The organism is Paenibacillus koleovorans NBRC 103111 (assembly GCF_004000845.1).
GTDB classification, from domain to species: domain Bacteria; phylum Bacillota; class Bacilli; order Paenibacillales; family NBRC-103111; genus Paenibacillus_AA; species Paenibacillus_AA koleovorans.
The window spans coordinates 40,790-64,219 of the sequence record NZ_BIMA01000008.1 but is presented as its reverse complement, the minus strand read 5'-3'; the positions used below and the strand labels follow the sequence as shown (position 1 = coordinate 64,219).

The 23,430-nt window shown below is 54.0% G+C and carries 13 protein-coding genes; 5 read left to right on the top strand and 8 right to left on the bottom strand.

Annotation, left to right across the window (positions count from 1 at the left end; all coding sequences use genetic code 11):
• Positions 1-18: 18 nt before the first annotated feature.
• The 5 genes from PKO02S_RS04360 to PKO02S_RS04340 all read right to left on the bottom strand — a co-directional run bounded on the left by PKO02S_RS04360 (position 19) and on the right by PKO02S_RS04340 (position 6,179).
• Positions 19-978, bottom strand: coding sequence for an RpnC/YadD family protein (locus PKO02S_RS04360; protein ID WP_127579869.1), 960 nt, complete (start codon positions 976-978; stop codon positions 19-21).
• Positions 979-1,106: 128 nt separating this feature from the next.
• Entirely contained in the window at positions 1,107-2,396 is a 1,290-nt protein-coding gene (locus PKO02S_RS04355; RefSeq protein WP_127579868.1) for an MBL fold metallo-hydrolase, read from the bottom strand.
• Complete coding sequence (locus PKO02S_RS04350) at positions 2,393-4,051, bottom strand: ABC transporter permease (RefSeq protein ID WP_127579867.1); 1,659 nt, start codon at positions 4,049-4,051, stop codon at positions 2,393-2,395. Before PKO02S_RS04350 ends, PKO02S_RS04355 begins: the two co-directional genes overlap by 4 nt.
• 23 nt (positions 4,052-4,074) lie before the next feature.
• Positions 4,075-5,178, bottom strand: a complete 1,104-nt coding sequence (locus tag PKO02S_RS04345) for an ABC transporter substrate-binding protein (protein WP_164821286.1) — start codon at positions 5,176-5,178, stop codon at positions 4,075-4,077.
• Positions 5,179-5,207: 29 nt separating this feature from the next.
• The gene (locus tag PKO02S_RS04340; RefSeq protein WP_127579866.1) at positions 5,208-6,179 is read right to left on the bottom strand and encodes an ABC transporter ATP-binding protein; all 972 of its coding nucleotides are present in this window, start codon (positions 6,177-6,179) and stop codon (positions 5,208-5,210) included.
• Between the two features lie 171 nt (positions 6,180-6,350).
• On the opposite strand from PKO02S_RS04340, the gene PKO02S_RS04335 reads away from it, so the two are divergent.
• The 3 genes from PKO02S_RS04335 to PKO02S_RS04325 all read left to right on the top strand — a co-directional run bounded on the left by PKO02S_RS04335 (position 6,351) and on the right by PKO02S_RS04325 (position 10,158).
• Positions 6,351-7,280, top strand: a complete 930-nt coding sequence (locus tag PKO02S_RS04335) for a LysR substrate-binding domain-containing protein (protein WP_127579865.1) — start codon at positions 6,351-6,353, stop codon at positions 7,278-7,280.
• 86 nt (positions 7,281-7,366) lie between these two features.
• Positions 7,367-9,229, top strand: a complete 1,863-nt coding sequence (locus PKO02S_RS04330; protein WP_127579864.1) for a 3-oxoacyl-[acyl-carrier-protein] synthase III C-terminal domain-containing protein — start codon at positions 7,367-7,369, stop codon at positions 9,227-9,229.
• Between the two features lie 38 nt (positions 9,230-9,267).
• Positions 9,268-10,158, top strand: coding sequence for a DUF6999 family protein (locus PKO02S_RS04325; RefSeq protein ID WP_127579863.1), 891 nt, complete (start codon positions 9,268-9,270; stop codon positions 10,156-10,158).
• Between the two features lie 139 nt (positions 10,159-10,297).
• Here the strand turns inward: PKO02S_RS04325 and PKO02S_RS04320 are convergent, their stop codons facing one another.
• Positions 10,298-10,969 carry a sterol desaturase family protein gene (locus PKO02S_RS04320; protein ID WP_127579862.1) on the bottom strand — a complete coding sequence of 224 codons (672 nt, stop codon included), beginning with the start codon at positions 10,967-10,969 and terminating at the stop codon, positions 10,298-10,300.
• Positions 10,970-11,157: 188 nt separating this feature from the next.
• On the opposite strand from PKO02S_RS04320, the gene PKO02S_RS04315 reads away from it, so the two are divergent.
• Positions 11,158-16,500 carry an S-layer homology domain-containing protein gene (locus tag PKO02S_RS04315; RefSeq protein ID WP_127579861.1) on the top strand — a complete coding sequence of 1,781 codons (5,343 nt, stop codon included), beginning with the start codon at positions 11,158-11,160 and terminating at the stop codon, positions 16,498-16,500.
• Between the two features lie 118 nt (positions 16,501-16,618).
• Positions 16,619-17,302, top strand: coding sequence for a cupin domain-containing protein (locus tag PKO02S_RS04310; protein ID WP_127579860.1), 684 nt, complete (start codon positions 16,619-16,621; stop codon positions 17,300-17,302).
• A gap of 81 nt (positions 17,303-17,383) precedes the next feature.
• Here PKO02S_RS04310 and PKO02S_RS04305 read toward each other — a convergent pair whose 3' ends face one another.
• Complete coding sequence (locus PKO02S_RS04305; RefSeq protein WP_127579859.1) at positions 17,384-19,336, bottom strand: leucine-rich repeat domain-containing protein; 1,953 nt, start codon at positions 19,334-19,336, stop codon at positions 17,384-17,386.
• 597 nt (positions 19,337-19,933) lie between these two features.
• On the bottom strand, positions 19,934-23,356 hold the full coding sequence (locus PKO02S_RS04300; RefSeq protein WP_127579858.1) for a CBM96 family carbohydrate-binding protein: 3,423 nt from the start codon (positions 23,354-23,356) through the stop codon (positions 19,934-19,936).
• Positions 23,357-23,430: the final 74 nt, after the last annotated feature.

Below are 23,430 nucleotides of genomic sequence, written 5' to 3'. Positions count from 1 at the left end.
TTGGGGGACGCAGCAGGGCTACGCTTTGTCCACCAATGCTCTAGCTTCTGCGATGTCTGTTGCCTGGAATAGTGCGTTCGCCAGACGTTCGAGTCGATCGAGTTCATTTACTTTGTGAAGTTTCACTAGTATTGGCTCACCTGCCTGGCCAAAGCGAGACCTAACGTATTGCTCGATAAATTCAATTTTACCTTCGATCTTTCCTTCGATCTTTCCTTCGATCTTTCCCTCGATCTTTCCAATCTCCACGCCTCGCTGCACCGCATTTTTGTCCCAATAATTGTGAATCTCGTATATTTGCTCTTCTTCCTTCTTATCCAGCAAACGAATCTCCTCCTTCAGCGTCTTCTCTTCCGCCTCGTTCAGCACCAAATAGGAATGAAACAATCCGGCGATCAGATGCATCCTGGCGGGGTCGAGCTCCATGCGTACAAGCATACGCAAAAACTCTTTTTTCACTTGCACGCGCTCTTCTTCATTATAGCCCATCTTGCTCAACAGCGCAGCGGCGACCGGATTATTTTGCCGGATATAGTCCCGCCAGTTGCACTTCCTCAATTCCAGCTTGAAAAACCGAAACTGGTGCACTTCCAGAAACGGGAAAGCCCACCCGAACGTATCGGGCTCCTCTTTGAGTTGATCGTAGCTGAAAACGGCGATCGGCAAAATGCGCCGTCGGTACTTTTCGTACAAGCGGCTCGAATAAAGGAACATGCGCTCCGCGAAGTTTTTCTGGTAGTAGGCTTGGGGCTCCACATGCACAATGATCAGCACCTCATCTCCCAATAGCTTCGTCTCGGCGAGGAGGTCCACGCGGCGTCGTTCCCCGGCGACCAAATCGGTAAACAGCTCCTCCGACAAAAAGGTAAGCGGCTCAAAGGCGATCGCCTCAAATGCCGATGGAAAAAACAGCTGCAGAAACTCGCGGAAATACGTTTGAATCAATTCCTTGAATAAACGATCATGGTCTACGGGCAAAACCCCAGCCTCCTCAAACAGCAAAATGCAAAAAAGCACCGGCCAGCACGCTGCCGATCCGTTTCCGGTTCGGCTTGCGTGTTGGCGGTGCTTCCGCTTTTTCCCATTATAGCATTGCACTAAGTTTGCTACAACTCTATTCGATCCCCCGGCTGTAAGGCCAATAGACCGCTATAGCCTTCCGCCTCTAGCGCGTCGCGCAAAGCGAGCGTGTCCGCGTGAGGCGCATGCACGAGCACGGTCGCGTGGCAGGAAGCCATCGAAGCGATCATGCGGCGCACGTCGTGCAGCCCCTGGTGAATCTTGAAGCCGCAGCGCTCCACCACGCAGCCCCGCTCCGATTCGGGCAGCGCGAGCAGCCGTTCGGCGAACGTCCCCCGGGCGACATGCCCGGTAATCAGGATGCTGTTCGCCGCCTCCCCCCGCAGCCGCGCATAGTAGCGCTGCGCCACCGGCGACTGCATCATGCCGTCGCCGGTCAAGATGACGCCCGGCTCCGCGCCGGGCGCACAAATCGCCGTTCGCTGCGCCTCGCCGCGAACGATCTCCAGCTCGCCCATCGCGTCGGCGAGCTGCCCCAGGGCGCCGGGCTGCAGCCAGCCCGGCGACAGGCGGAGCTGCTCCAGTCCCCGGAGCAGCTCCGCTTCCACCCGCAGCGGCACGCGAGGGAAGCGCTGCCGCAGCAGCAGCAGCAGCTCTTGGCCGCGGCCGCTCGGCGGCACCGGCAGCAGCAGCTGGCCGCCGCCGGCCCAGACGCGCTCCGCCGCGGCGTACAGCCGCTCGAGCTTGTCCGCCTGCCGCTCCGGGTCGGGCCCGTAGGCCGCGTCCACGAGCGCCAGGCTCAAGCCGTCCAATCCGCCCGGGGCATCCGCAGGCCGGTCGGTCCGCAGCAGCGTCGACTCCTCCGTATAGTCCCCGGAGAAAAACAGCCGCCGGCCCTCCACTTCGAGCAGCAGCCACACCGAGCCCAGCATATGGCCGCTGCGTCCCCAGCAGACCGACAGGCCGTCCCCAATCTCCTTCCATTCCAAGGCGGGAGTCAGCTCGTCCAAATAAGCATAGTCCACACGTGAAATATCCCGCTCGTCATAAGGCAGCGCTCCGCCCTGCTTCGACACATAGCTGCCCCAAGAGGCCAAATAAGCCTCTATCTTTTCCGCCGTCAGGCGGGTTGTCCATACTACACCTCGATAGCCAAGCCGATACAGCCAAGGGATGGCCATCGAGTGATCCTCATGCGCATGCGACAGGAAAACAGCATCCAGCTGCGGAATGACGGAAGCATCCACAAGCGGATACTCGCCAAGTCCGGTCCGTTTCACGCCGCAATCGAGCAAAAGCCGCTTCCCTCCCGCGCACACCAGGTAACAGGAGCGGCCGTGCTCGCCCGCACCGCCCCACACATGCAGCTGCATCATGATCGATTCCACTTTCTATTCGTAGTTGTAAGGGTCAGGAGCAGCAGCATCAAAGTGGTCAGGCCGACGGAAACGACCGCCATGGCCATCCCCAGCGAAATTTGTCCCTGCTCGAATTGGGCGAAAATGTAAGTAGCCGATGTCCGCATGGAAGGCGGCAGGACGAGCATCGAGGCGACGAGCTCGCGGAACGAGATCGTGAACGTCATCATCCAACCGGCCAGCACGCCCGGGACCAGCAAAGGCAGCACCACGCGCCGGAAAATATAGACCGGTCGACCGCCGAACACTTGCCCCGCATGCCGCAGCGAATCGTCCAGCTGCCCGTTGCGGGCTTTAACATACTGCACCGTATACGGCAAGAAGAAGATGACATAGGTCAGCACGACCATCCCGTACGTGTTGTACAGCTTGATCGGCATCCAGGTCGAGTTCCAAACCATGATCAAACCAACTACCATGATAATGTCCGGCACGTTGTTCGGCAAGATGCTAAGCATGTCGGTTATCCTCTGCGGAATCCGCTTGGAGCGTCCGATTACGAGAGCGAGCCACGTCCCGACGGCTGCGGCGATGCTGGCGGCGAACAAAGCGAGACCGAAGCTGTTCAGCAGCGCCTCCATACTGGGCGATCCCCACGCAAGCAGCTTGCCGTAATGCTGCAAAGTCATGTTGCTCCAAGCTAGTCCGTTGCCGCGCAGCTTCATGAGCGATGCCGAGACGATGGAGAAATAAGGTACGCCGATCGCCACCAACAGAAGCACGCCTACATAAAGCCAAGCAACCGCCTGCTGCCAGCCATGCAACAAATATAGCTTCCCCCGCGAGCCCTTGCCCCCTACTAAATTGTAGGAATGGCGTCTCACAATTACGGACTGGATGTACCAGAGAACAAGACAAGCTAGCAGAAGCAAAGAAGCGAGCGAGGTCGCCTTGCCGAAATCGATCGGCCAGCTCGAGATCGACTTCTGGATCTCCGTCGTCAAGACGAAATATCCGATCCTCCTGCCGAACGTAGCGGGCGTCCCGAACTCGGCGAGCGTCTTCACGAAGATGAGCAGCGCCCCCATCGCATAGCTGGCGAAAATAAGCGGCAGCAGCACGCGTCGGGCCGCATGGAAAAACCCGGCGCCATGCACGGCTGCCGCCTCTTCCTTATTGCCCCCGACTTGTTCAATCGCGCCTCGTAGAATCAAATACAGGAACGGGAACAAATGCAGCGCCATAATGGCGACCATTCCCGTCAGGCTGAAAAACCTGGTGCTCAGCCAAACTCCGCCCGGCCACAGCTGCTCCAAATATCCGCGAGGCTGCATGAATAAGATCCAGCCCATCGAGCCGATGTAAGGCGGCGTCATAAACGGAATGAGCAGCACGACATCGAGCCAGCGATGTTTGCCGAGCGGCGATTTCGCCATGATCCACGCAAGCGGCAGGGCGAACGCGGTACACAAGGCGACTACATAGACGCCGAGCATAAGCGAGTTCGTGAATACGCCGGTCAAGTTTTTCGCCGTCACCGTTCGAATCGGAGCGAACAAATCCAGCTTGCCCTGCGGAAGTATGCTCGTCATGCACACATATAAAAGAGGGAGGACGACCAGCGTAGCCAGAAGCAGCAAGGCCAGCAGCGTCCCCGGTTGTTTGAGCCTCATCGGGCGGTCATCCCCATCCGGTGTTACTTTTTGAACAGCTGAGTAAATTTCTCGGTTACCGCGTTCTGATTGTCGTTCATCCAGGCCCAGTCCACTTGAATCGCCGGAATATCCTTCGCGCTAGGACGTCCTGCCACCGTAATGTCGTTGCGGCCGGACAGGATGAAGCTGTCGGTTACCAATTTTTGAGCTTCGTCGGAGAGCAGGTAGTCGATGAACGCTTTAGCCGCATCCGGATTTTTAGTTGTTTTCATGATCATGGCAGGGCGAGGGGAAATGACAGTGCCGCCGGCCGGGTAAATAAGATCGATTGGCTCGCCTTTCGCCTTTGAAGCATAGGTCATATAGTCCACGTTCGCCATCACGATGCTTTTCGCCCCGGAGATGACCGGATCGAGCGCTTCTTGGTTCGCGCCTGCGATGATCGCGCCGTTGGCTTGAATTTTGCTGAACAGGTCCCAAGCGGCTTCGCCGTTTTTGTTTACATAGCCGGTTAAGAAATCAAGCGCAGAGCCGGACAAAGCGGGATCCGGGATATTGATCTTGCCTTTCCATTCCGGTTTGGTCAAATCGGCCCACTCTTTCGGAGGATTCGTGACTAGCTTCGTGTTGTAGGCGATGCCGAGCGCCGACAAGCTGTAGCTGAAGTAATTGCCGTCTTTATCCGAGTAGCCCGGGAACAGCTTGTCCGCATTTTTCGCTTCTTTATAAGGCATAGTCAAGCCGCTTTTGGTCATCCCGATTGCCGAAGGCAAAGACGCCAACACGACTACGTCAACGACCGGATTCGCTTTTTCCGCTTCCATCCGGGCCAAAATTTTACCGGTAGTGCCTTGGAACATTTCGATCTGTACGCCGGTTTTGGCGGTAAAACCTTTCTGAATGCCTTCTGCGAGACCGGCAGGGCCTGCGCTATAAACGACCAGCTTGCCGCTAAGTTTGACCGGCGTAGGGGTAGGCGATGCGGAAGGAGTTGCCGTCGCAGTCGATGTCGGCGTCGGTGTAGAGCTTGTGCTCGCTCCTTGGTTATTCGACTCCGTACCGCCGGCGCAGGCGCTCAAGCTGACCCCGATCAAGACGGACAACATTGCGACGGAACCGGATTTCCACGATCCTTGCTTTTTCATGTTTCTTACTTCCTCTCTTCTAAATGGATTTATTCAGATTGCAGCACGCGAACAAACTCTGGAGCCACAAACAATTGAACCGGCTCCCCAATGGACATGCGGGCTGGATGATAAGCCAGCCACATGCCCTTCTCCCCTAAATCGACGGCCATCTCATAACGCTCTCCCATGTAGCTGACGGCTTGCACCGTCCCGTTCCATGTCAGATCGGACTCGCTTTTCCTGGACCAGCTCACATGCTCGGGTCGGACGAGCCTCTTGTCCGCTTCCAGCCAGTTCGTCTTGCCAATAAACCGCGCTGTAAAAGCATGTTTGGGCGACCGGTAGATCGCTTCCGGCGAATCCTGCTGAAGGATGCGACCGCCTTGCATGACGACGATCTCGTCGGACATCGACATCGCTTCGGTCTGGTCATGCGTCACATAGATGGCGGTGAAGCCGATTTGCCGCACGAGGCTCAGCAGCTCCAGACGCATCTCCTCCCGCAGCATGGCGTCCAACGCGCTCATCGGCTCGTCGAACAGCACGAGCTGCGGCCGAATCGCGATCGCTCTGGCGAGCGCCACCCGTTGCTGCTGCCCGCCGGACAGCTGATGGGGGTAACGCTTCTCCATGCCGCCCAGCCGGACAAGCTCGATCGCCTCCAGCGACCGTCTACGCCAGCCGGCCTTGTCCCCTTTCGCCTTCAAGCCGAACGCCACATTCTCCAGTACGGTCATATGCGGCCAAAGAGCGAAATCCTGGAACACCATGCCGAAGCCGCGTTGATGCACCGGTCGATTGACTCGGCGAGCTCGATCGAACAGCACGATGTCTCCGATTCGGAGCTCTCCCTGATCCGGCGTTTCCAGGCCGGCGATAATGCGCAGCAGCGTCGTCTTCCCGCAGCCCGATGGGCCGAGCAGCGTCGTGAACTTGCCGGACGCCACCGTCAGGTCGATCGATTCTAGCGCCTTCGCCTCGCCGAACGATTTGTGAATACCGCGTAGTTGTAATGTCATCTTAGTCTAGCAACCTTCCATGGGAGGAATTCTAGTTCAGTCTAGTCCTCGAAAATCAGTAGAGTGTCAACGCGGTGTAAATCATTTGTTAAGTTTTTTTATGAAACTATTCAAGTGCATAGATTTTATCTATAATGAGGTCATAAAGATTGTTGAAGGAGTGCATTCAGGATGAATTGGACTTCGGTGAAGCTTCAAATTGTCGAGCTGCTGGACCAGCATAAGCGGATTACATCGGTAGCCGAACAGCTGGAGCTGAAGCAACCGACCGTTACGTTTCATATGAAAAGCCTGGAGAAGGAGCTCGGGGTGCAGCTATTCTACTCCAGCTCGGGGAAAGTGCATTTGACCGAGGCCGGGCAGGCGTTGCGCCACTATGCGTCGAAAATCAATTCGCTTGCGCTCGAGGCGGAGCGGATCGTCAAAGAATTCAACGCTTGGGGAAGCGGCAAGCTCAAGATTGGCGCCAGCTTCGTGCCCGGCACTTATTTGCTGCCCTCCATTCTCAGCGCGTTCTCCAAGCAGCACCCGAACATCTCCTTGTCGCTGACAATTCGTCCGTCCCCTGTCATTCAGAGCATGCTGCTCGGTCATGAGCTGGACATCGGCCTCGTCTCCGCCGAGCCGTTCCAGTGGACGTCGCTGATCGGCGAGACGCTGTGCGAGGACGAGCTCGTGCTCTTTTTCTCACCGCACCATGGGCTTTCTCGCAAGGAAACGGTGTATCCCGACCATATTGGCGAGGTACCGTTTATTCTCCACGGCCAAGAGTCCAGCACGCGCAGCATGACGCTCAAGTGGGCCAAGAGCCTTGGCCTCACGCTCACGCCCGTTATGGAGATGGATTCCTTGGAAGCAATCAAACAAGCGGTCATGGCGGGCAATTGCGTGTCGTTCATCTCGCGCTCCGCGATTGCCGCCGAGCTGGAACGGGGGGAATTGGTGTGCCGTGAAATCCCTCAAAACCCGTTCAAGCGTTACATTTACTTCGCCTACAACGAAGATCGGGTACGCTCCGCCCTGTTCAACAGCTTCTTCGAGTTTCTCCGCGATTCGCTGCGGCAGCAGGGAATGATTTACAAGAACGACATACCGTGCTGATCATCCGATAACATTTCCCCCTTAATGTCTAGCAAAATATGCTAGAATATACAGGACGAACATTTACTTAATCCGAAGGAGCCTCCATGAGAGACGTTTATATTACTAGTGTAGGCAAGTTTTTACCTGGCCCCCCGATTGAAAACCATGAAATCGAAGAGTATCTCGGTAAAATCGGCGGAAAGTCTTCCAAATCTATGCGGCGAATCCTGGAGCAAAACCAGATCAAACAACGGCATTATGCGATCGATAAACAACAGCGAAGCTTGTACAGCAATGCGCAAATGGCTTCTCTCGCCATCCAGGATGCATTATCTCGTTCCGCTCTTTCCAGATCGGACATTGACTTCCTCGCCACAGGTACGACACAGGGGGATCTGCTCGTTCCCGGCTTTGCAAGCATGGTTCACGCCGAGGCCGATCTGCCGGTTCTGGAAATCGCCAACCATCACGGTGTATGCGGCAGCGGGATGCAGGCGATGAAGAGCGCGTTTCTACAAATTCAATCGGGCGAGAAGAACTCCGCCGTCGCCTGTGCCAGCGAGTTTCCAAGTCGAGTGTTCAAAAGCACCAGATTCGAATCGCAGCAGCGCTTCATGGGTCAATCGATCCCGTTTGACACCGATTTCCTGCGGTTCATGTTGTCCGACGGAGCCGGAGCTGCCGTCCTGCAAAATAAACAAAGCGAGTCCGGCCTATCGCTCAAAATCGAGTGGATCGACAATCGGTCTTACGCCAACCTATACGACATCTGCATGTATGCAGGCACCAATAAAGAAGACCCGGAGCCGCGTCCCTCTTGGCTGGACTATGCTTCGATCCACGATGCAGCGGATCAGGGAGCGATCAATTTAAAGCAAGATATCCGCCTCGTGAATGAAATGCCCAAAGTCGGCGTCAAGCGGTTCTTCGAGCTCGTCGATGAAGGCCTTGTGCGACCTGACGAGATCGATTGGATGGTCTGCCACTACTCCTCTCATTTCTTCAGAGATGAAATCTTCCGTCTGTTGAAAGCCGGAGGGCTGACCATTCCGGAGGAGCGTTGGTTTACCAATCTGTATTCGAAGGGAAATACGGGTGCAGCATCCATCTATATCATGTTGGAAGAGTTGCTGAACGAGGGCCATCTACAAGAAGGACAGAAGGTACTGTGCATGGTGCCGGAAAGCGGTCGTTTTCAGACTTCTTATATGTATTTGACGGTGGTATGCGGGCATTCCAGCTCCGTTGTAGAAATACAGCAGCGTGAAGCGGAGGCTCCTCATCTGGAATTTGACGGCAACAGCGAAGTCCAACAGTTTCTGGTGAGACAGCTGGTTAACGTTTGGATTGATTTCGAACAAAGGCTGGCTCAAGTTCCGATCATTCAGAAGCTGTACGCCGGCAAGTTTACAATCCAGGATTATAGGATGCTGATGGTCAACATTCGGCAGCAGGTCATCGACGGCTCTCAATGGATAGCCCGAGCGGCTTCATATATAGCCATCGAACATATCGATCTGCGCTCGCTGTTTATCGCACATGCCCGAGACGAGCATCGCGACTTCCAAATTCTTGAGCGTGATTATGTAGCAGTCGGAGGAGCGCTTGAGGACATTCAGTCCGGCGAGAAAAATATCGGAAGCGAAGCGCTCTCCGCTTATTTGTTCCAGCGTGCGAGCCGGGACAACCCTTTCGATCTGATGGGCGCCATGTGGATTATTGAAGGTCTCGGATGCCGAATGGCACGATATTGGGGCGAGATGATCCGGGATACGCTTCAGCTGGAGGATCGGCAAGTCACCTTCTTGCTCTATCACAGCGACTCCGACGAGAAGCATTTTGAACGTCTTGAAGCCGGTATCCAGCATCCGATGCTTAATCTGGAAATGGCGCGCCGAATTGTGAAGACAGCCAAAACGACGGCCCGGCTATATTTGCTGCAATTGGAGGAAGTCGGCAACACTTAGCTCCTTTGGTTTCAAGTTTGGATTACGGAGGCGTCCCTATGAATCAAAAAGAGTTTTTTGAATCGATGCCGCATGACAAAAGAGACCCGAATCCCTTTTTAGCCGTTTATCTCGATCAGAGCATTCCTTTCAATCGAGCGGCCAAGGCTGCGTTCTTGAAGGACGCTTCGACATGGTCCAGGCAATTCGTGCTTCCGGTGCTGCGGCCGCTTGCCAGACTGACCATTTTACTGATCCAATTGTTCAAAATTTTGGTACCCAAGAAGCTGACCTCATCCCGTATGCTTCACAAGGTGCTGTATCACGGCATGAAAACCTTTGTAAGTCCGGAAGCCAACTATTTGATTTTGCGGCATTTTTACTTGGGGTCGGAAATATTGCGGTTTATAAAGGACAACGTCCCCGGCATCGAAATTGAAATGAATCCGCTGAAGCCCACCAACCTGGAGCCGGTCAAGGACGACCTGTTCCTGATTCACGATTTGAATTTGTACAATTTCATTATTAACTTGAACAAAGAGTTGGAGACGAAAGGCCTTCAGCTCGAGAAACAGCTGCTGCTGAACTTCGATGCGATCACCACAACACCGATCCCGATAGAGCCCTTGCCTCGCCGATGGACCAATAAGCTCGATTTGACGACCGCAATTGAACTGTTTACACCGATTTATCAGCTGTTCTTGACGGACAACGACTTTTGGCGGGCGAGCAATTCCCTCCAGCTGGACGAGACGATCGGGATGTACGCATCCAAAATTATCGGCAACAACGAACGGCTGGCGCTGATCGTCAACAAACATCCGATGGTCCCGCTCCCGACATACGGTGCCGGTTTCCGCCTAGTCCTTCACGGCCTGGCCACGGAACAGATGCATGCGCTTCTTGTGGAATTGAAAGAAAAGCTGCAGCATACAAATCCTGTTGGATAGCCTACTAGGAGCGGCCCGTTCACCTCTGTATCGTACAAATCTTGTCGGATTGAAACGATTCAAAAACCGTCCGCAGTCCCATAGGGCCACGAACGGTTTTTTCTATTTCTTTTTTGGAGAAGGAGCAAACCGACCACGGTTAACGCCCCTTCTGTTTAATCGCCGAACGAAACCACATATCGAACCAAGGCAAGAAAAATCCGTAATTGCCTGAATTCTGACTATGATGCATACTATGTCTGCGCGCGAAGGCCAACGGATGGCTAAGCGGACGGCTGGGGAACAAATCTGCATTTAAGTGACCTAACGCATTCAGAATGATGCTCATGAGGGGCAACGTCATCAGCGAAACGAGGCTGAACGGGTAAAATAGCAACGCCGTCGTCATTACGCTGCCCAACAGCAAGGCTTCCACAAAATGAAAGCTGTACGTGGAATAAGGCGTCGGCACCACCGAGCGATGATGTCGAACATGTACATGCCGATACAACCACGAGGTGTGAAGCAATCTATGACACAAATAAAAATGGATCTCGTTCCAGAAAAAAAGCACTGCGATCTCCAGAGGCAGCTTCCACCAGACGATCTCCCACGTCACCTCTAATATTCCTAGCTCAACTAGCCACTTCGTGACGACCGCAATGCCGCTGAAGCAAGCAATGGAAATCATCGAGAGACCAATTTCATTTCGGATTTGATTTTTTCGCAGTGGACGATGGTCGATTTTATGCCCTGGCAAATGTAAAGTGAGCCACGCGAACCCGAAGTAAAGCCCGCTAAATGCTGCAAATGTGAGAAAAAAGAGGATCATGCTCTCCGCTGCTCCTTTCCAAATCTAGCTAAAGTATACTCGAAAATGAGAAAAACCGGGACAAAAACACCCAAAAAAACCACAACCCCAACTGGAATAAGTGCAAGTCGGCGCCCTACCCTCTCCGATATGATGATCTTGTCGCAAATGTAAGCGCTAACGTAGGCTTAATAAAAGGAGGGCATTTCGTGGGACATCGCCAGAGGAAACGGTTGGTCAGTGTGTTGCTGTGCTTCACTATGGTATTTGCTTTGCTTCCATTGTCGCTAGGGCTGTCAGGGAGCCGAACGGATGCGGCGGCTTACTATGACGAGAACGAACGGTTCAATGACTTCGAAAATTTGGATGCCAGCATCTCGGTGGGCGATCATGCCGCAGAACCCCCGGTACTGGGGCAGGCCGTGAATTCAAGCAATAATACGGCAGCCACGCTTAACAATTGGCGATCGAATGCCAGCGCCGGGGTGTGGAGCATCGGTTCGGATAACGGCAACGTCGGCATGTATTTCAACGGGACGAATACGTCCACCTCATGGATCGTCGGGTATTCCGCCAATGACGTGCTGATGTCCGCCTCCGTGAAGCTGAGGCCCCATACACCGACGACCAGCCCTCTCTCGACCACTTATTTCGGGCTCGCCGCCCGCGTGCTGGACAACAACAATCTGTTCGCCCTGGCGATCCGGAAGCTGTCGGCCACGCAGTACAATTTGGTGTTGCTCAAACGCGTGTCAGGGACGAATACCGAGTTGTCCGTCTCGGCTCCGATCGACAACTTCATAGCCGGGCAGAGCTATCGGATGACGTTCCAAATTTCCGGCAACCCGGGAAATATTGTGCTTAACGGCTCCATCGAGGGTGGGCCGACGGTTACGGCGACCGTGACCGATAATCAATTGCCGTCCGCCGGTTCTAGCGTCGGGTTATTCGGTCTCTCCAAAGACTCCAACATGCGGATGTACGTGGACGATATCGTGGTGAAAAAGATGTTCCCGTCCGCGCCGACAGGGGTTACCGTTATTTCCGCTATCGATAGCCAAGTGGCGTTAAGATTTTCTGGCGCCGCAGACTCGGACCTCTATTATGTCAAACGAGCCAATTCGCCGAGCGGCCCATTCACAACGCTTGGAACGGTGACATCGGGTACATTCCGTGACGTAAGCGCGAGCAACGGCAGTACATACTACTACGCTATCGCTTCGGCGGCCAAAACGAAAAACGGCCAATATTTGGACGGCAGCCTGTCGACCTCCGCGATAGCGAGCCCTCAAGCTTCTGCAGCGGTGCCTCCCGCGCCGGGCTGGGCTCAGGCTTCCATCCGAGATACGGAAATCGGTCTCACTTGGAACGAAACACCCGACACGATCGGTTATATAGTTAAAAGAGTTTCTTCAAGCACGGGACCCTTAACCGTCGTCGGGTCCGTCTACAGCACGGAAACAAGCTTTCTGGATCAGGGACTGACGGTCAATCAAGATTATTACTACACGGTCTCCGCCTATAATCAAACCGGGGAGAGCGTACCTTCCGACAGCTTCTATGGAAGAACCGCTTATCCTCCGGTTGCACCGGCGAATTTGACTGCCATTCCCAACCATTCGTCGATCAAGCTCCAGTGGGAATCCGTTACGGATGCCGTGTACTATACCGTCCAACGTTCCGGCTCCTCCGGCGGATCCTATACGGTAGTCGGCTCCAACCTGACGCGACCCAGCTTCATCGACAGCGGACTGCAAAACGGTCAAATGTATTATTATGTCGTTCAAGCGATGAATGCGGTGGGCGGAAGCAGCTTAGATTCCAATGAAGCCTCCGCGATGCCGCAAAAACGCTACACATTCACGGAAACACAAGTGACGGCAAGCGATTATGACCGGGTGTACAACGGCGACACGAGCTGGGGCAATAAACCGAGCCTGACGGTCGACAACAATCCAGGCACACGTTGGGGTGCAAATGGAGTTTCGGAGTGGATCCAATATGACTTAGGGGCTGTGTCCACGGTCGACACGCTGGGCATCGCGTTCTATAAAGGGAGCGAGCGCTCCTACTCCTTCAGCGTGCTGGCCTCTGCGAACGGCAGCGATTGGACGCCGATTTTTAGCGGCCAGAGCAGAGGGTCATCGAATGAGATGGAAGCTTTCGATCTGCCCGATACGGACGCGCGTTACGTTCGCATCGTCGCCCAAGGGAACAGCGCCACCAACTATAACGGCTATATGGAGGTGCACATTTATTCCGCCGCTTCCGGCAGCCTCACGCTGGACCCGATCCCGCCAGCCACACCTGGACCTACGCCGAATCCATCGCCTCGCCCTTACATTGCGGGCTTGTACGATCCGGACGGCCAGCCGCACAACATGCCGACTCCAAATCCGACGACGGGGAGCAGCATCAATGTCAAGGATGTTGCCTATGGCGCTGTGGGCAATGGCATTGCGGACGATACGGCAGCTATCCAGCGAGCGATCGATGCCGCTCAGCCCGGCGATGAAGTTTATTTGCCTAACGGCATTTACAAGCTGATGTCTACGGCACCGGGCAGCTCGGATACACATCTCAAGCTGAAGAGCGGCGTTAATTTCCGCGGCGAATCGCAGGAGGGCACCGTGCTACTGTCCGACTTCGACAACCGTCTAGGCCCGGACAACTCGAACACCGGCTTATCCAATCCGAGCAGCCGGACACTCGGTGCGCTCAGTGTCAACTCGATTACGATTTCGAATCTTACTTTGACCTCCACATGGGACAATGTGTATCCGACGAATCCCGAAGTGGCGCATCCGCTCAGCGGCGGCGTGCAGAACGGCATTTACATCGATAAGTCAAGCACCGGCGCCGCGCCATACAACATTGTCGTCGATGGCGTTACGTTAGAGAAATTCGTGAAAACCGGTATCCGCATGGCCAAAGGCCAGCACCTCGTGGTGCGCAACTCCACCTTCCGCAAAGCGACCGATATCGGCGGCGGCGGTTCGGGTTATGGCATTGCCCTGCAGGGAGATTTCAAGAATGACCGCTTCGGCTTCCCGGAAGATTCGCAATACAATCTGATCGAGAACAATGTGTTCGACGGAACCGACGCCATGCGCCACGGCATTATCGTGCAGGCGTACTCCCACAACAATTTGATCCGCGACAACCTGTTGATGAACACAACGTACGACGCGATCGACCTGCACGGGGAAGACGAATACTTGAACGAGGTGTACAACAACGTTATTATGGGCACTCGCCGCGGAGCGGGCATCGCCCTGGGCAATACCGGCGGCGGCTTCCCGAGCAATCATAGCGAATCCGGCCCGTATAACTTGATCCACTACAATACACTGCGGAACAACATGGAAGGCATCGCGGTTGTACTCGGTTCGCCGGATACGATCGTCGAGCACAACACGATTGAGATCGATCCGAGCGGCTTTGTGCGCGGCCCTTACCAACAGCAGGTTACGGGCATCAAAGTGCTAAACGGGCCTCGGACGATCGTCCGCAACAATACGATTTCGAACTTCGCCGCAACAGATACGCCGATTGCCCTCGATTACGACAACGGCGACAGCAATGCCAATCAGATCGGCAGCGGCGATCCGCGCGACGTGCAATTGATCGGCAATATCGTGAATGGGAGCGTCAAGGGCATCGAGATCCGCAAAGGCTCGGGTCATGTTGTGATGCAAGACGCTGCTAGCCAAGCGGTGCCGGTATCCAACACTTCCGGCAACCCCGTTTACGAAGCGACTACGTATGCAGGCTCGGATACCCGCGGGGTTGACGGTCAGCCATTCGCCGCCGCGTTCCAATTCGATCTGGAAGACGCATCGGCTATCGGCAGCGCCTCCCTCCAGCTGAGCGGACGACTGACGGACGTCAATCCAGGCGGGGAAACGATTACGCTGAAGGTGTTCGGCATGCCGACAGCGGGCTCGGGTACTCCAACAGCCGCCGACGCTGCAAACGGGATCTATTTGGGCGAGTTTACGATGGCGGGCTTTAAGGCGAACACGTACAATCTTCCTTACAACGTGAATTCGTACAATGTGGCTACATCCGCGCTGACGCAGTATTTGAACTCCAAGTCTGGCGATCAGGCGGTTATTCTGGTCGTCGATGCAGCCGGTCAGGGTGTTCCGATTGAGCTTTATTCGTCGGATCACAGGGCTGTAACGGTACGGCCTTTGCTGAAAACGGCCGCTCCGGCGACGACGGATCCGGGCAATCCTGTCGATCCCGGTAACCCAAGCGAACCCGGAGAACCCGGCGATCCCGGCAATCCAGGCGAACCTAACAATCCGGGTGCAGGTCCAACTAACCCCGTCCTCCCTCCGGACCCGACTCATGTCCTTGGGGAAGCCGGAATTATTTTACCAACCCAAACTGTGAAAGAAACGAACCGGGACATTGCAGAAGCGCGGGCTGGCGAGCAGGCCGTCAAGGCTGCTGTTGACCGGGCAAAAGACAAAACCGTCTCCATCACAGCGGAATCGGTAAAAGGCGCAGAGGAAATCCGAGTGTATGTGAACGGCAACGCGCTGCAGCATGCGCAGAAGGACGGCAAAGCCGATACGGTCGCCATTGTAACCGAGCTCGGCAGCTATCGCCTGCCGATCGATTCATTCTCGCAAGTGAAGCTCGGCGATCAAGACGAAATAGTAGTAACCATTTCCGTCAATAACGAGGCGGCCGCTCGGGCACAAGCGGAAGGCATGGAAGTTGCAGCCGCAATCGATTTTTCCGTGCAAATCGTAAAAGATGACGGGACCACCGAAGCAATCGCATCCTTCAAACAATATGTGTCCCGCATAATTCAGCTGGACCGGGACACGAGCAGCCTCGCGATTGCGGTCGTCCGTGTCGAGAAGGATGCGACGGGTGCGATCCGCTACACGCCGGTTCCTTTCCGAGCAGCAGGCGATGCAGTAACTATGTACAGCCGAACGAACAGCACGTATATGATCTTGAAAACCCGCTCGGACTTACAGGACATCTCCACCCACTGGGCCAAAGAACAAATGGAGCGGATGGCGGAGCGAAAAATCGTGCAAGGCGTTACGGACAGCGAATTCCGTCCGGAGCTGGCCGTTACTCGAGCCGAGTTTGCCTCTCTCGTGACCCGTACACTGGGCGTATCCCCCACCGGCTCAGTTGGAGACAGTTCGTTCAGCGATGTCCGCGAATCGGACTGGTACTTCGGAGCTGTATCCGCCGCAGCCGAGACGGGAATCGTATCCGGCTATGAAGACGGCACATTCCAGCCGAATCGGACGATTACACGCCAGGAAATGGCAGTTATGATTTACCGAGCGATGCAATACGCAGGCACATTAAACGTTCCGGCAACCGGCAATGGGATCGCATTTTCGGACGCCGACACCATCCAGAGCTGGGCACAGGATGCGGTCGCCAATTTGACAGCATTGCAGATCGTGAATGGGGTTGGCGAGGAACGGTTTGCCCCGAATGACACCGCAACCCGTGCGCAGAGCACGGTGATCCTCTATCGGATGCTTACTCAGCTTCCTTTCATGAACTGACCATACACGGACGGTCCTTCCCTTCAGGGTGAGGGGCCGTCCTTTTCTTTCACTTCCCACTGGGCGGATGCATATGGTATAGGCAGAATGATTTCTCTGCACAGAAAGGAAATACGCCATGACCAAATACATGGACTACGCCTCCCCGAACGCCCAGTTCACATACGACCTGAGCAACAGCCTCTTTTTCCGCAAGGACGCCCGCAACTACATCAACGTCCTCTCGGTAAAGCAGCTTAACACGCTCGACAATACGTCCCTGCTCGACATCTTCTTGAGCACCGGCAATACCGTGGAGCCCCATTACCACGAAAATGCCTCCGAGCTTGTGTACTGCATATCCGGCGCGGCGATCGTCAGCATTATTAATCCGTTCACGAACCAGCTGATGAACTACCCGATCACTCCCGGCCAAGTCGCGAATGTGCCGCAAGGCTGGTGGCACTATGAAATCGCAACAGTCGACAACACGCATCTGCTCGCCATCTTCAACGCGCCGGAACCGCAAGTCATTCTCGGCTCCGACATCCTGCGGCTCACGCCAACGAGCATGCTGGCCCATTCGTACTGCCTGAACGAGGCTCTGCTCAAGCAAGCGCTCGCTCCGCTGACGCAGACCGTTATCATCGGCCCGCCGGCAAATTGCAACAAATCGATGCCGGCCGCATCGCCTTCCCAGCAGCAACAGCCAAACTGGCAGCAAGCGCCGGCACCAGGCGTCACCCCCGGCGTATACAACAGTCGGATCGGACAACAAACTTGGACTCAGCCCTATTATCCGCAACAGCCTGCGAACCGGTAACTCCCTCTTCTAATGCCAATAACCCGCCCAGGCCACTCAGCCTGAAGCGGGGTATTCGTTTTCGACCGGTGGTCCCAAGCCCTAGTAGGTAATCTCCACTAACCTCTTGGATTCCACCCATTTCACTGTTGCACCAGCCGATTCGCTGACGAATCTTAAAGGGACAAATGTCAAACCATTCACAATTTTAGGCGCTTCCTCTAAAGCAATCTCATCTCCGTTGACAAGAGCACGGTTAGAATCTATAGTAAGTTCTATTTTGACCTTATGGTTCGTGGCAATAATAGATTTCGTAGAATCCACCCACTCTACCCTCATCCCAAGTGCGGCAAATATTCTCCTTAGCGGCACGAAAGTATTGTTATTGATTATTTTCGGGGCTTCATCCCAGTTATATTGCTGCAGATTCCCATTAATTGAAAGTTGAACCCGCTCCCCATAGGACACCGTTGACCCATTTGTTGCTTTATAAACGAGGAGCTCCACCGATTCAGATGTAAGTGGGTTATTTTCCAAATAGATTTCCCAGAGGGTCGGCTTGGAGGCCGGTACAGAAACGTCCTCAATTTGATTATTGTTTGCGGAGAAGACAACTAGCTTGTTCAAGTGCTCTATTGGAGCGATATCAGTAATCTTGTTCAGATCGACCCACACCTTCTGCAGATTAGGGAGCTGCGCAATAGGCGATATATCCTGAATTTGATTATCAACTAAGTACAGGATCATCAATCGTTTTAACCCTGAGATGGGAGACAAATCCTCGATCTTATTGTTATAAGCCCACAAGGAGTCCAGTTGGGTTAGCTTGGAAACAAAGCTTATATCACTTAGTCCGGAACTGCTAATGGACAATGTTGTTAAATTAGGTAACTGAGCAAGGAGCTCATAATTTTTTATAGGATTGTTTCCGATACTAACCCAACTGGCATTAGTTGCATCAGTGATAGGAGTTAAGTCAGTAATCCGATTATTTTCTACACGAATACTTCGTAAATACTTTAGTTGCTTCATTTGAGGAAGTCGGGAGATCTGATTATCGGTAAAATCAATCGTTTGTAGCTTGGACAATCCGGAAATGGCTTCAATCCCTTCAATATTGTTATTGCCTAAGTCCAGCTCAACCAATTCAGGGTGAAGTTTTACTGCTGTAATATCATGAATCTGATTTCCAGCTGCGCTTAATCTCGACAAAGAGTCGAATTTCGATATAAAGGAGAGGTCCTGAATACCCAAGCTATTAAGGCCAAGGGAATTCAGTTTGTTCAGATCATAAATACCGCTTATATCCTTAATCGGATTCTCGCTTAAGTCCAACTGAGTTAACTCCGTCAACTTCTTAAGTACTTGAACATCAGTAATTTGATTCGAGTCTAAATTTAAGTATTTGAGTTGCTGCAAGGTGGCAAGCCCCTGAATATCCGTGATTATATTGGATCCCAAACTAAGACTAATCAATCGGTTCATATTCGATAATGCAGGAATACGATCAACTTGGTTTATCGATGCATGAAACCTTTCTAGATTGGATAATCCAGATATCGAGCCTATATCCTTCACTTTATTCCAAACAATATCTATGGTCTTTAGGTTCTTTAGATTTGAAACAGCACTTATCTCTTCAATCTCATTATGATACAGCGTAAGTGATTGCAGATTAGTCAGTTCCCGAATGGGACTGATGTCCACAATTTCATTATTGTTCAAATCCAAACTGGTAAGGGAACGGAGATGCTGTAGGGGACGGAGATCCTTTAATTTGTTGTGAGAAATGTTTAAGGATTTGAGATTTACGGCATACTCCAGACCTGCCAAACTAGTGATTCCGTTCCAACTCACATTGCCAAACGACACAAGCTTTGCCATAGCCTGTTTAGTGACCGGTTGGTCAATGGCAATCTTCAATTGTTTTTTGACTTGTGATTCGAGATTGGCATCTTCAAAATAAACCGGTTGCTCCTCCGCAAATAAAGATTGGGGGATGCCTGATAGACATAAACAAAATAACAGAAAGGCAATAACGATTTTTCTCGACATGGATGTTTCTCCTTAACCAAGTTTTGTTAGTTCTCCTAATATTTTTTCAACGGAAGTGCAGGAAATCCCTCTTTACATCGCAACAAAATGGATCGCCGCATAGTAAAATGGCAAATAACCCGCCCAGGCGCCGCTGTCGGTTTTCACTTGTTTGTCTACTTCCGGATGCTACTTCAAATATTTTTTCAGATTCGGGGCGAACTTGTCGATTAGATCGTTGAGCTTGAGGATGTAGCCGTCGGCTAAAGCTTTCTCCGATAGAGAGAAAACCGAAGTCTCAAACGGCATCCGCTTTTGGGATCTGTTTTCCTACAGATGTAGACGATTTGTACAACTAAGAACAAAAACCGGCCTGATTTTGAATTTGATGTACAAGATTTGTACTTCTGTAACTGTGTTTTGCCGTTCAGATGTCTATTTTGTATACTTTGACTGCGAAAATAGCCAGTTTTTACGAGCAGTTGTACAAATCGTATACATCTGAAGCTTAGGGCATTTCCGGCTTCAGATGTAGAATTGTTATACACCTGGTCACACCACAAAAAGGCGATGCCTTATTAGGCACCGCCTCGAGGACAGCTTGCTCCCCGCCAGGCCCTACGGCGTCAACACCAGCTGCGGCTTGTTCGTCGAGCTTTCCTTGCTGTAGAAGATCAAGTTCTCGCCGCTTGGCCCCGTCACAAAGTCCAATGTGAAGGAAATCTTCTTGTCATCCCAATGTTTGTTGACGTAGTCGGTCACGTCCCACTCGTAATACGAGCCGGTCGTCGTCAGCGTCGTCGTGCTCAGACCTTCATCTCGCTCCGGCACCTCGCCGTTCCACGTCAGCGTCGCTTCGTTCCAGTCCTCGTTGTACGTGCCGAATGCGCGAACCGTCTTGGCGCTGCTGGAGGAGGCATCGTACAAGTACAGCCGCAGCTTCGCCTGCGATACCGAGCTGCCTGCAACGCTGCCGAAGTCGAAGCGCAGGAAAGGCGTCCGGTTCAGCGACGTAAATTTCTTCAAAGCAATCGTAGTATTGCTGCCGAAGTTCGTGCCGGCGTTCGCGCCGTCCATCACGTACGTGTCGGCCGCCGGGTTCAGCGTCGAGACCGCGGTGCGGACGCCAGCCGCATAGACATAGTCGCCGACGCGCGTGTAGGCGACGGACCCACCGTTCAAGGTGATGCTGGTTGCCGACGGCGCATAGATGGCGATCGCGGTCGACGAGCTCGAATTCGCGATCAAGTCGGAGCCCGAGATATGCAGTGCCGTCCCGCTCCATTCGACGCTCACATCCTTGATTCGCGTAACGTTCGAGATCAGGTTCGCCCCGCTCTCCTTCAGCGTAGTTCCGGCCACAAGCGAGGCGCGCTTCGTCGTACCCGCCGAGTTCGTCTCGGCGTAAGCGGTTTTGCCGTTGAAGTTGTACTTGTCGAAGCTACGCGCCGTTGCAGGCGTCGCCTCATGCGACAAGTAATAGTACCCGACGTCGCCGCCTCCCCCCGTGTTCTGGTCGATCTTGAGCGCCGTCGCGGTCGTCGTCCCGACGCTCGGCGCCGTCGTCAGCCGCGACACCGTTACGTTGCGGCTCGTATCCGACGCCTGTGTCGGGAACAGCACCGTGTCGAACGTGACCGCGCCGGACACGTTCTTCACGAACGAGGCGCGCTGCGAATTTTGCACGGAGTTGATCGCCGTGGCGTAATTCGAGCTTTCCAGCGTCGCGGTCAAGCTGCTAGGATCCGCCGGCACGATCTGGATGTTCGGCGCCCCGGAGAAGCTGGACTTCGTCCTTTTGGATGTCCCGTCCAACACAGCCGACGCCCCCGGCATCAGATGCCAGTTCTGCTCGTAACGATGTGTACCGCTAGGCGGCGTAATATAGTCGGAGACGATCCAATAGTTCGGCTTCACGAACAGAATGCTACGTGTACTCTTGAACCCGGCCGTTGTGCTCGCCGCCGTCGTATACCCTTCATAGAAATCGGCCGCGCCGTTCGTCTGCCAATACGTGATGGCCGATACACCGGTCCAACTCTGATCCGTATTGTTGATCTCGATCGCATTGTGCGCCTCCGTCTTGCGCAGCCACAAATTCAGCGGACTGCTGTCATAGCCTTTATTCCCGTTGTCCGGCAGCAGCGTCTCTCCGTACGCATTCACGATGACGCCGAGCATATCCTTGTGAGCATGGGAGCGTGCCGTCCCGCTGGGCTCAAATATTTTCCCTGCCACCCGAAGCTGCAAATCGTCATTGTCCCAGCCCGACCGCATAACCGCCGTCATATCGTAAGGGTACATCACGGACGTGCCTGCCGGCACCGTGCCGCTCGTTCCCCCGCTGCCCACGTACCGCAGCTCGTCGTCGTCCATCTCCTCGCCCATCGCGAGAATCGAAGGCTTCCGATCCGTCACTGCGCTATCTCCGTAGTTGATGTCGAACCCGTTCGGATCGAGATGGTTCATCTGGTACTTCATCATCGCCAGCAGCCGATCATCGTACTCCGCCGAGAAAGACTGCCCGTTCATCGCGCCGAATTGCTTCACATTGAAAAACTCCTGCAGCACGCCGAATCCGTAAGAGGATGTCGATTCCGAGTAGGCGCTGTCCGGGAAATTCAAGTGGCGGATCAAATAAGTAAGCCGTGTATTGGCCGTATTCCGCCATGTCGAGGAGATCGTAAATTCCGGATAAAACACGGCCATCCGGTAAAAGCCCTGCGTCTCGAGCACACCCCAGTTGTTGCCTCCGTGAAAATGCACCGTGTACCAGCTTCCTTGTCCGGCCGGACCATAATACTCGTTGGTCGTATCCCCAAGCCACTCCGCCATTTTCCATATATACTTCAGAATGGCCGTATTGGCGTTCGCATCCATGGACGTGCTGTCCACGATCAAATTGTACACGTTCACCCAAACGGTCGCGCGACGCGCCGAGTCGATGCTGTTGTCGTACGCGGCATTGGCGTTGCCCTTGTCGGAAATGAAGTCCAGCATAAGCGAAATAATTTTGCTTGCGTAGCTCTCATTCCCTGTCTCCTCATACTCTTTGGCCAGGGTGTACATGAAGCCGTTGATCGCGGTGATGTTGATCCACTGAGCGTAAGCGCCGGTAGCCGGATTGTTCCAGTCCAGGCTGGCGGCGGAGCCTTGCCAGGAGAACGTGCCGCCGCTCGTGGTGTTCCACGTCAGCGATGTCTCGCCCCATGAGTTGTCGTTCGCTCGCAACACCATGATCTCCGAATTGCCCGTCCCCGACGCATTCGCGCCATACAGCTTGAGCGTGGCGGATGTAGGAGCCGCAGCAAGCGAGGACATATCGAACTGGATATAAGCCCTCCGTTCAAAATCGCTGATCGGCAATCCCCATGATTTCACATAGAGCAGATCGCTCGTCCCATAGTTGACCGCTCCGTTCGCGCCGGCTTGTATGTAAGTATCCTTCATGGCCGCCAGCGTCTGCGTCACACCGTTCACGACAACCTCGAGCACCGGCTTGTTCGTCGACTTCTCGCGGCTGTAGAATGCCTTGTTCCCCTCATCCTTTGTCCGCGCCATCAGCAAGAACGTAATATTCTTATCCTGAGCGAACGACTGCTCGACCGCCGACTGGACGTTCAGCGTCACGGTCTGGTAAGTGTTGCCCACCGTAACGCTGCCGATATACTGCTCCAGGTTGGCCATGAAAATATCGTCCTTGAGCAAATTGGCCACATTCGTGTTGCGCAGCGAATCGGCCAGTGGCGGAGTGGTCCGGTTCGTTCGATTGCGGTAATACGTCAGCAAAGCCGACTTGGCCGTCGCGTAGTTGCCTGCCTTCACCGCCGTCTCCACCGGCGCCAACCCGGCGCTATAGGCATAGTTGAGCTTGCCGACCGTCGTCCACGCCGATCCGTTCCACACCCCGAAGAACGTCTGATCGCTCATGCTGCTCACATCGGTGAACGCTTCGGCTTTCCCGGGCAGCATCCAGCCTCCTCCGAGCAAGGAAAGTACTATGACCAGCATCCATCCCATCCTCAGTTTGTTCCGATCCATCAGGAATCCCTCCGTTTCAAGTTAGTTGAAATGCCAGAGACATCCGATATCCGATATCAGACTTACCCGCTCCC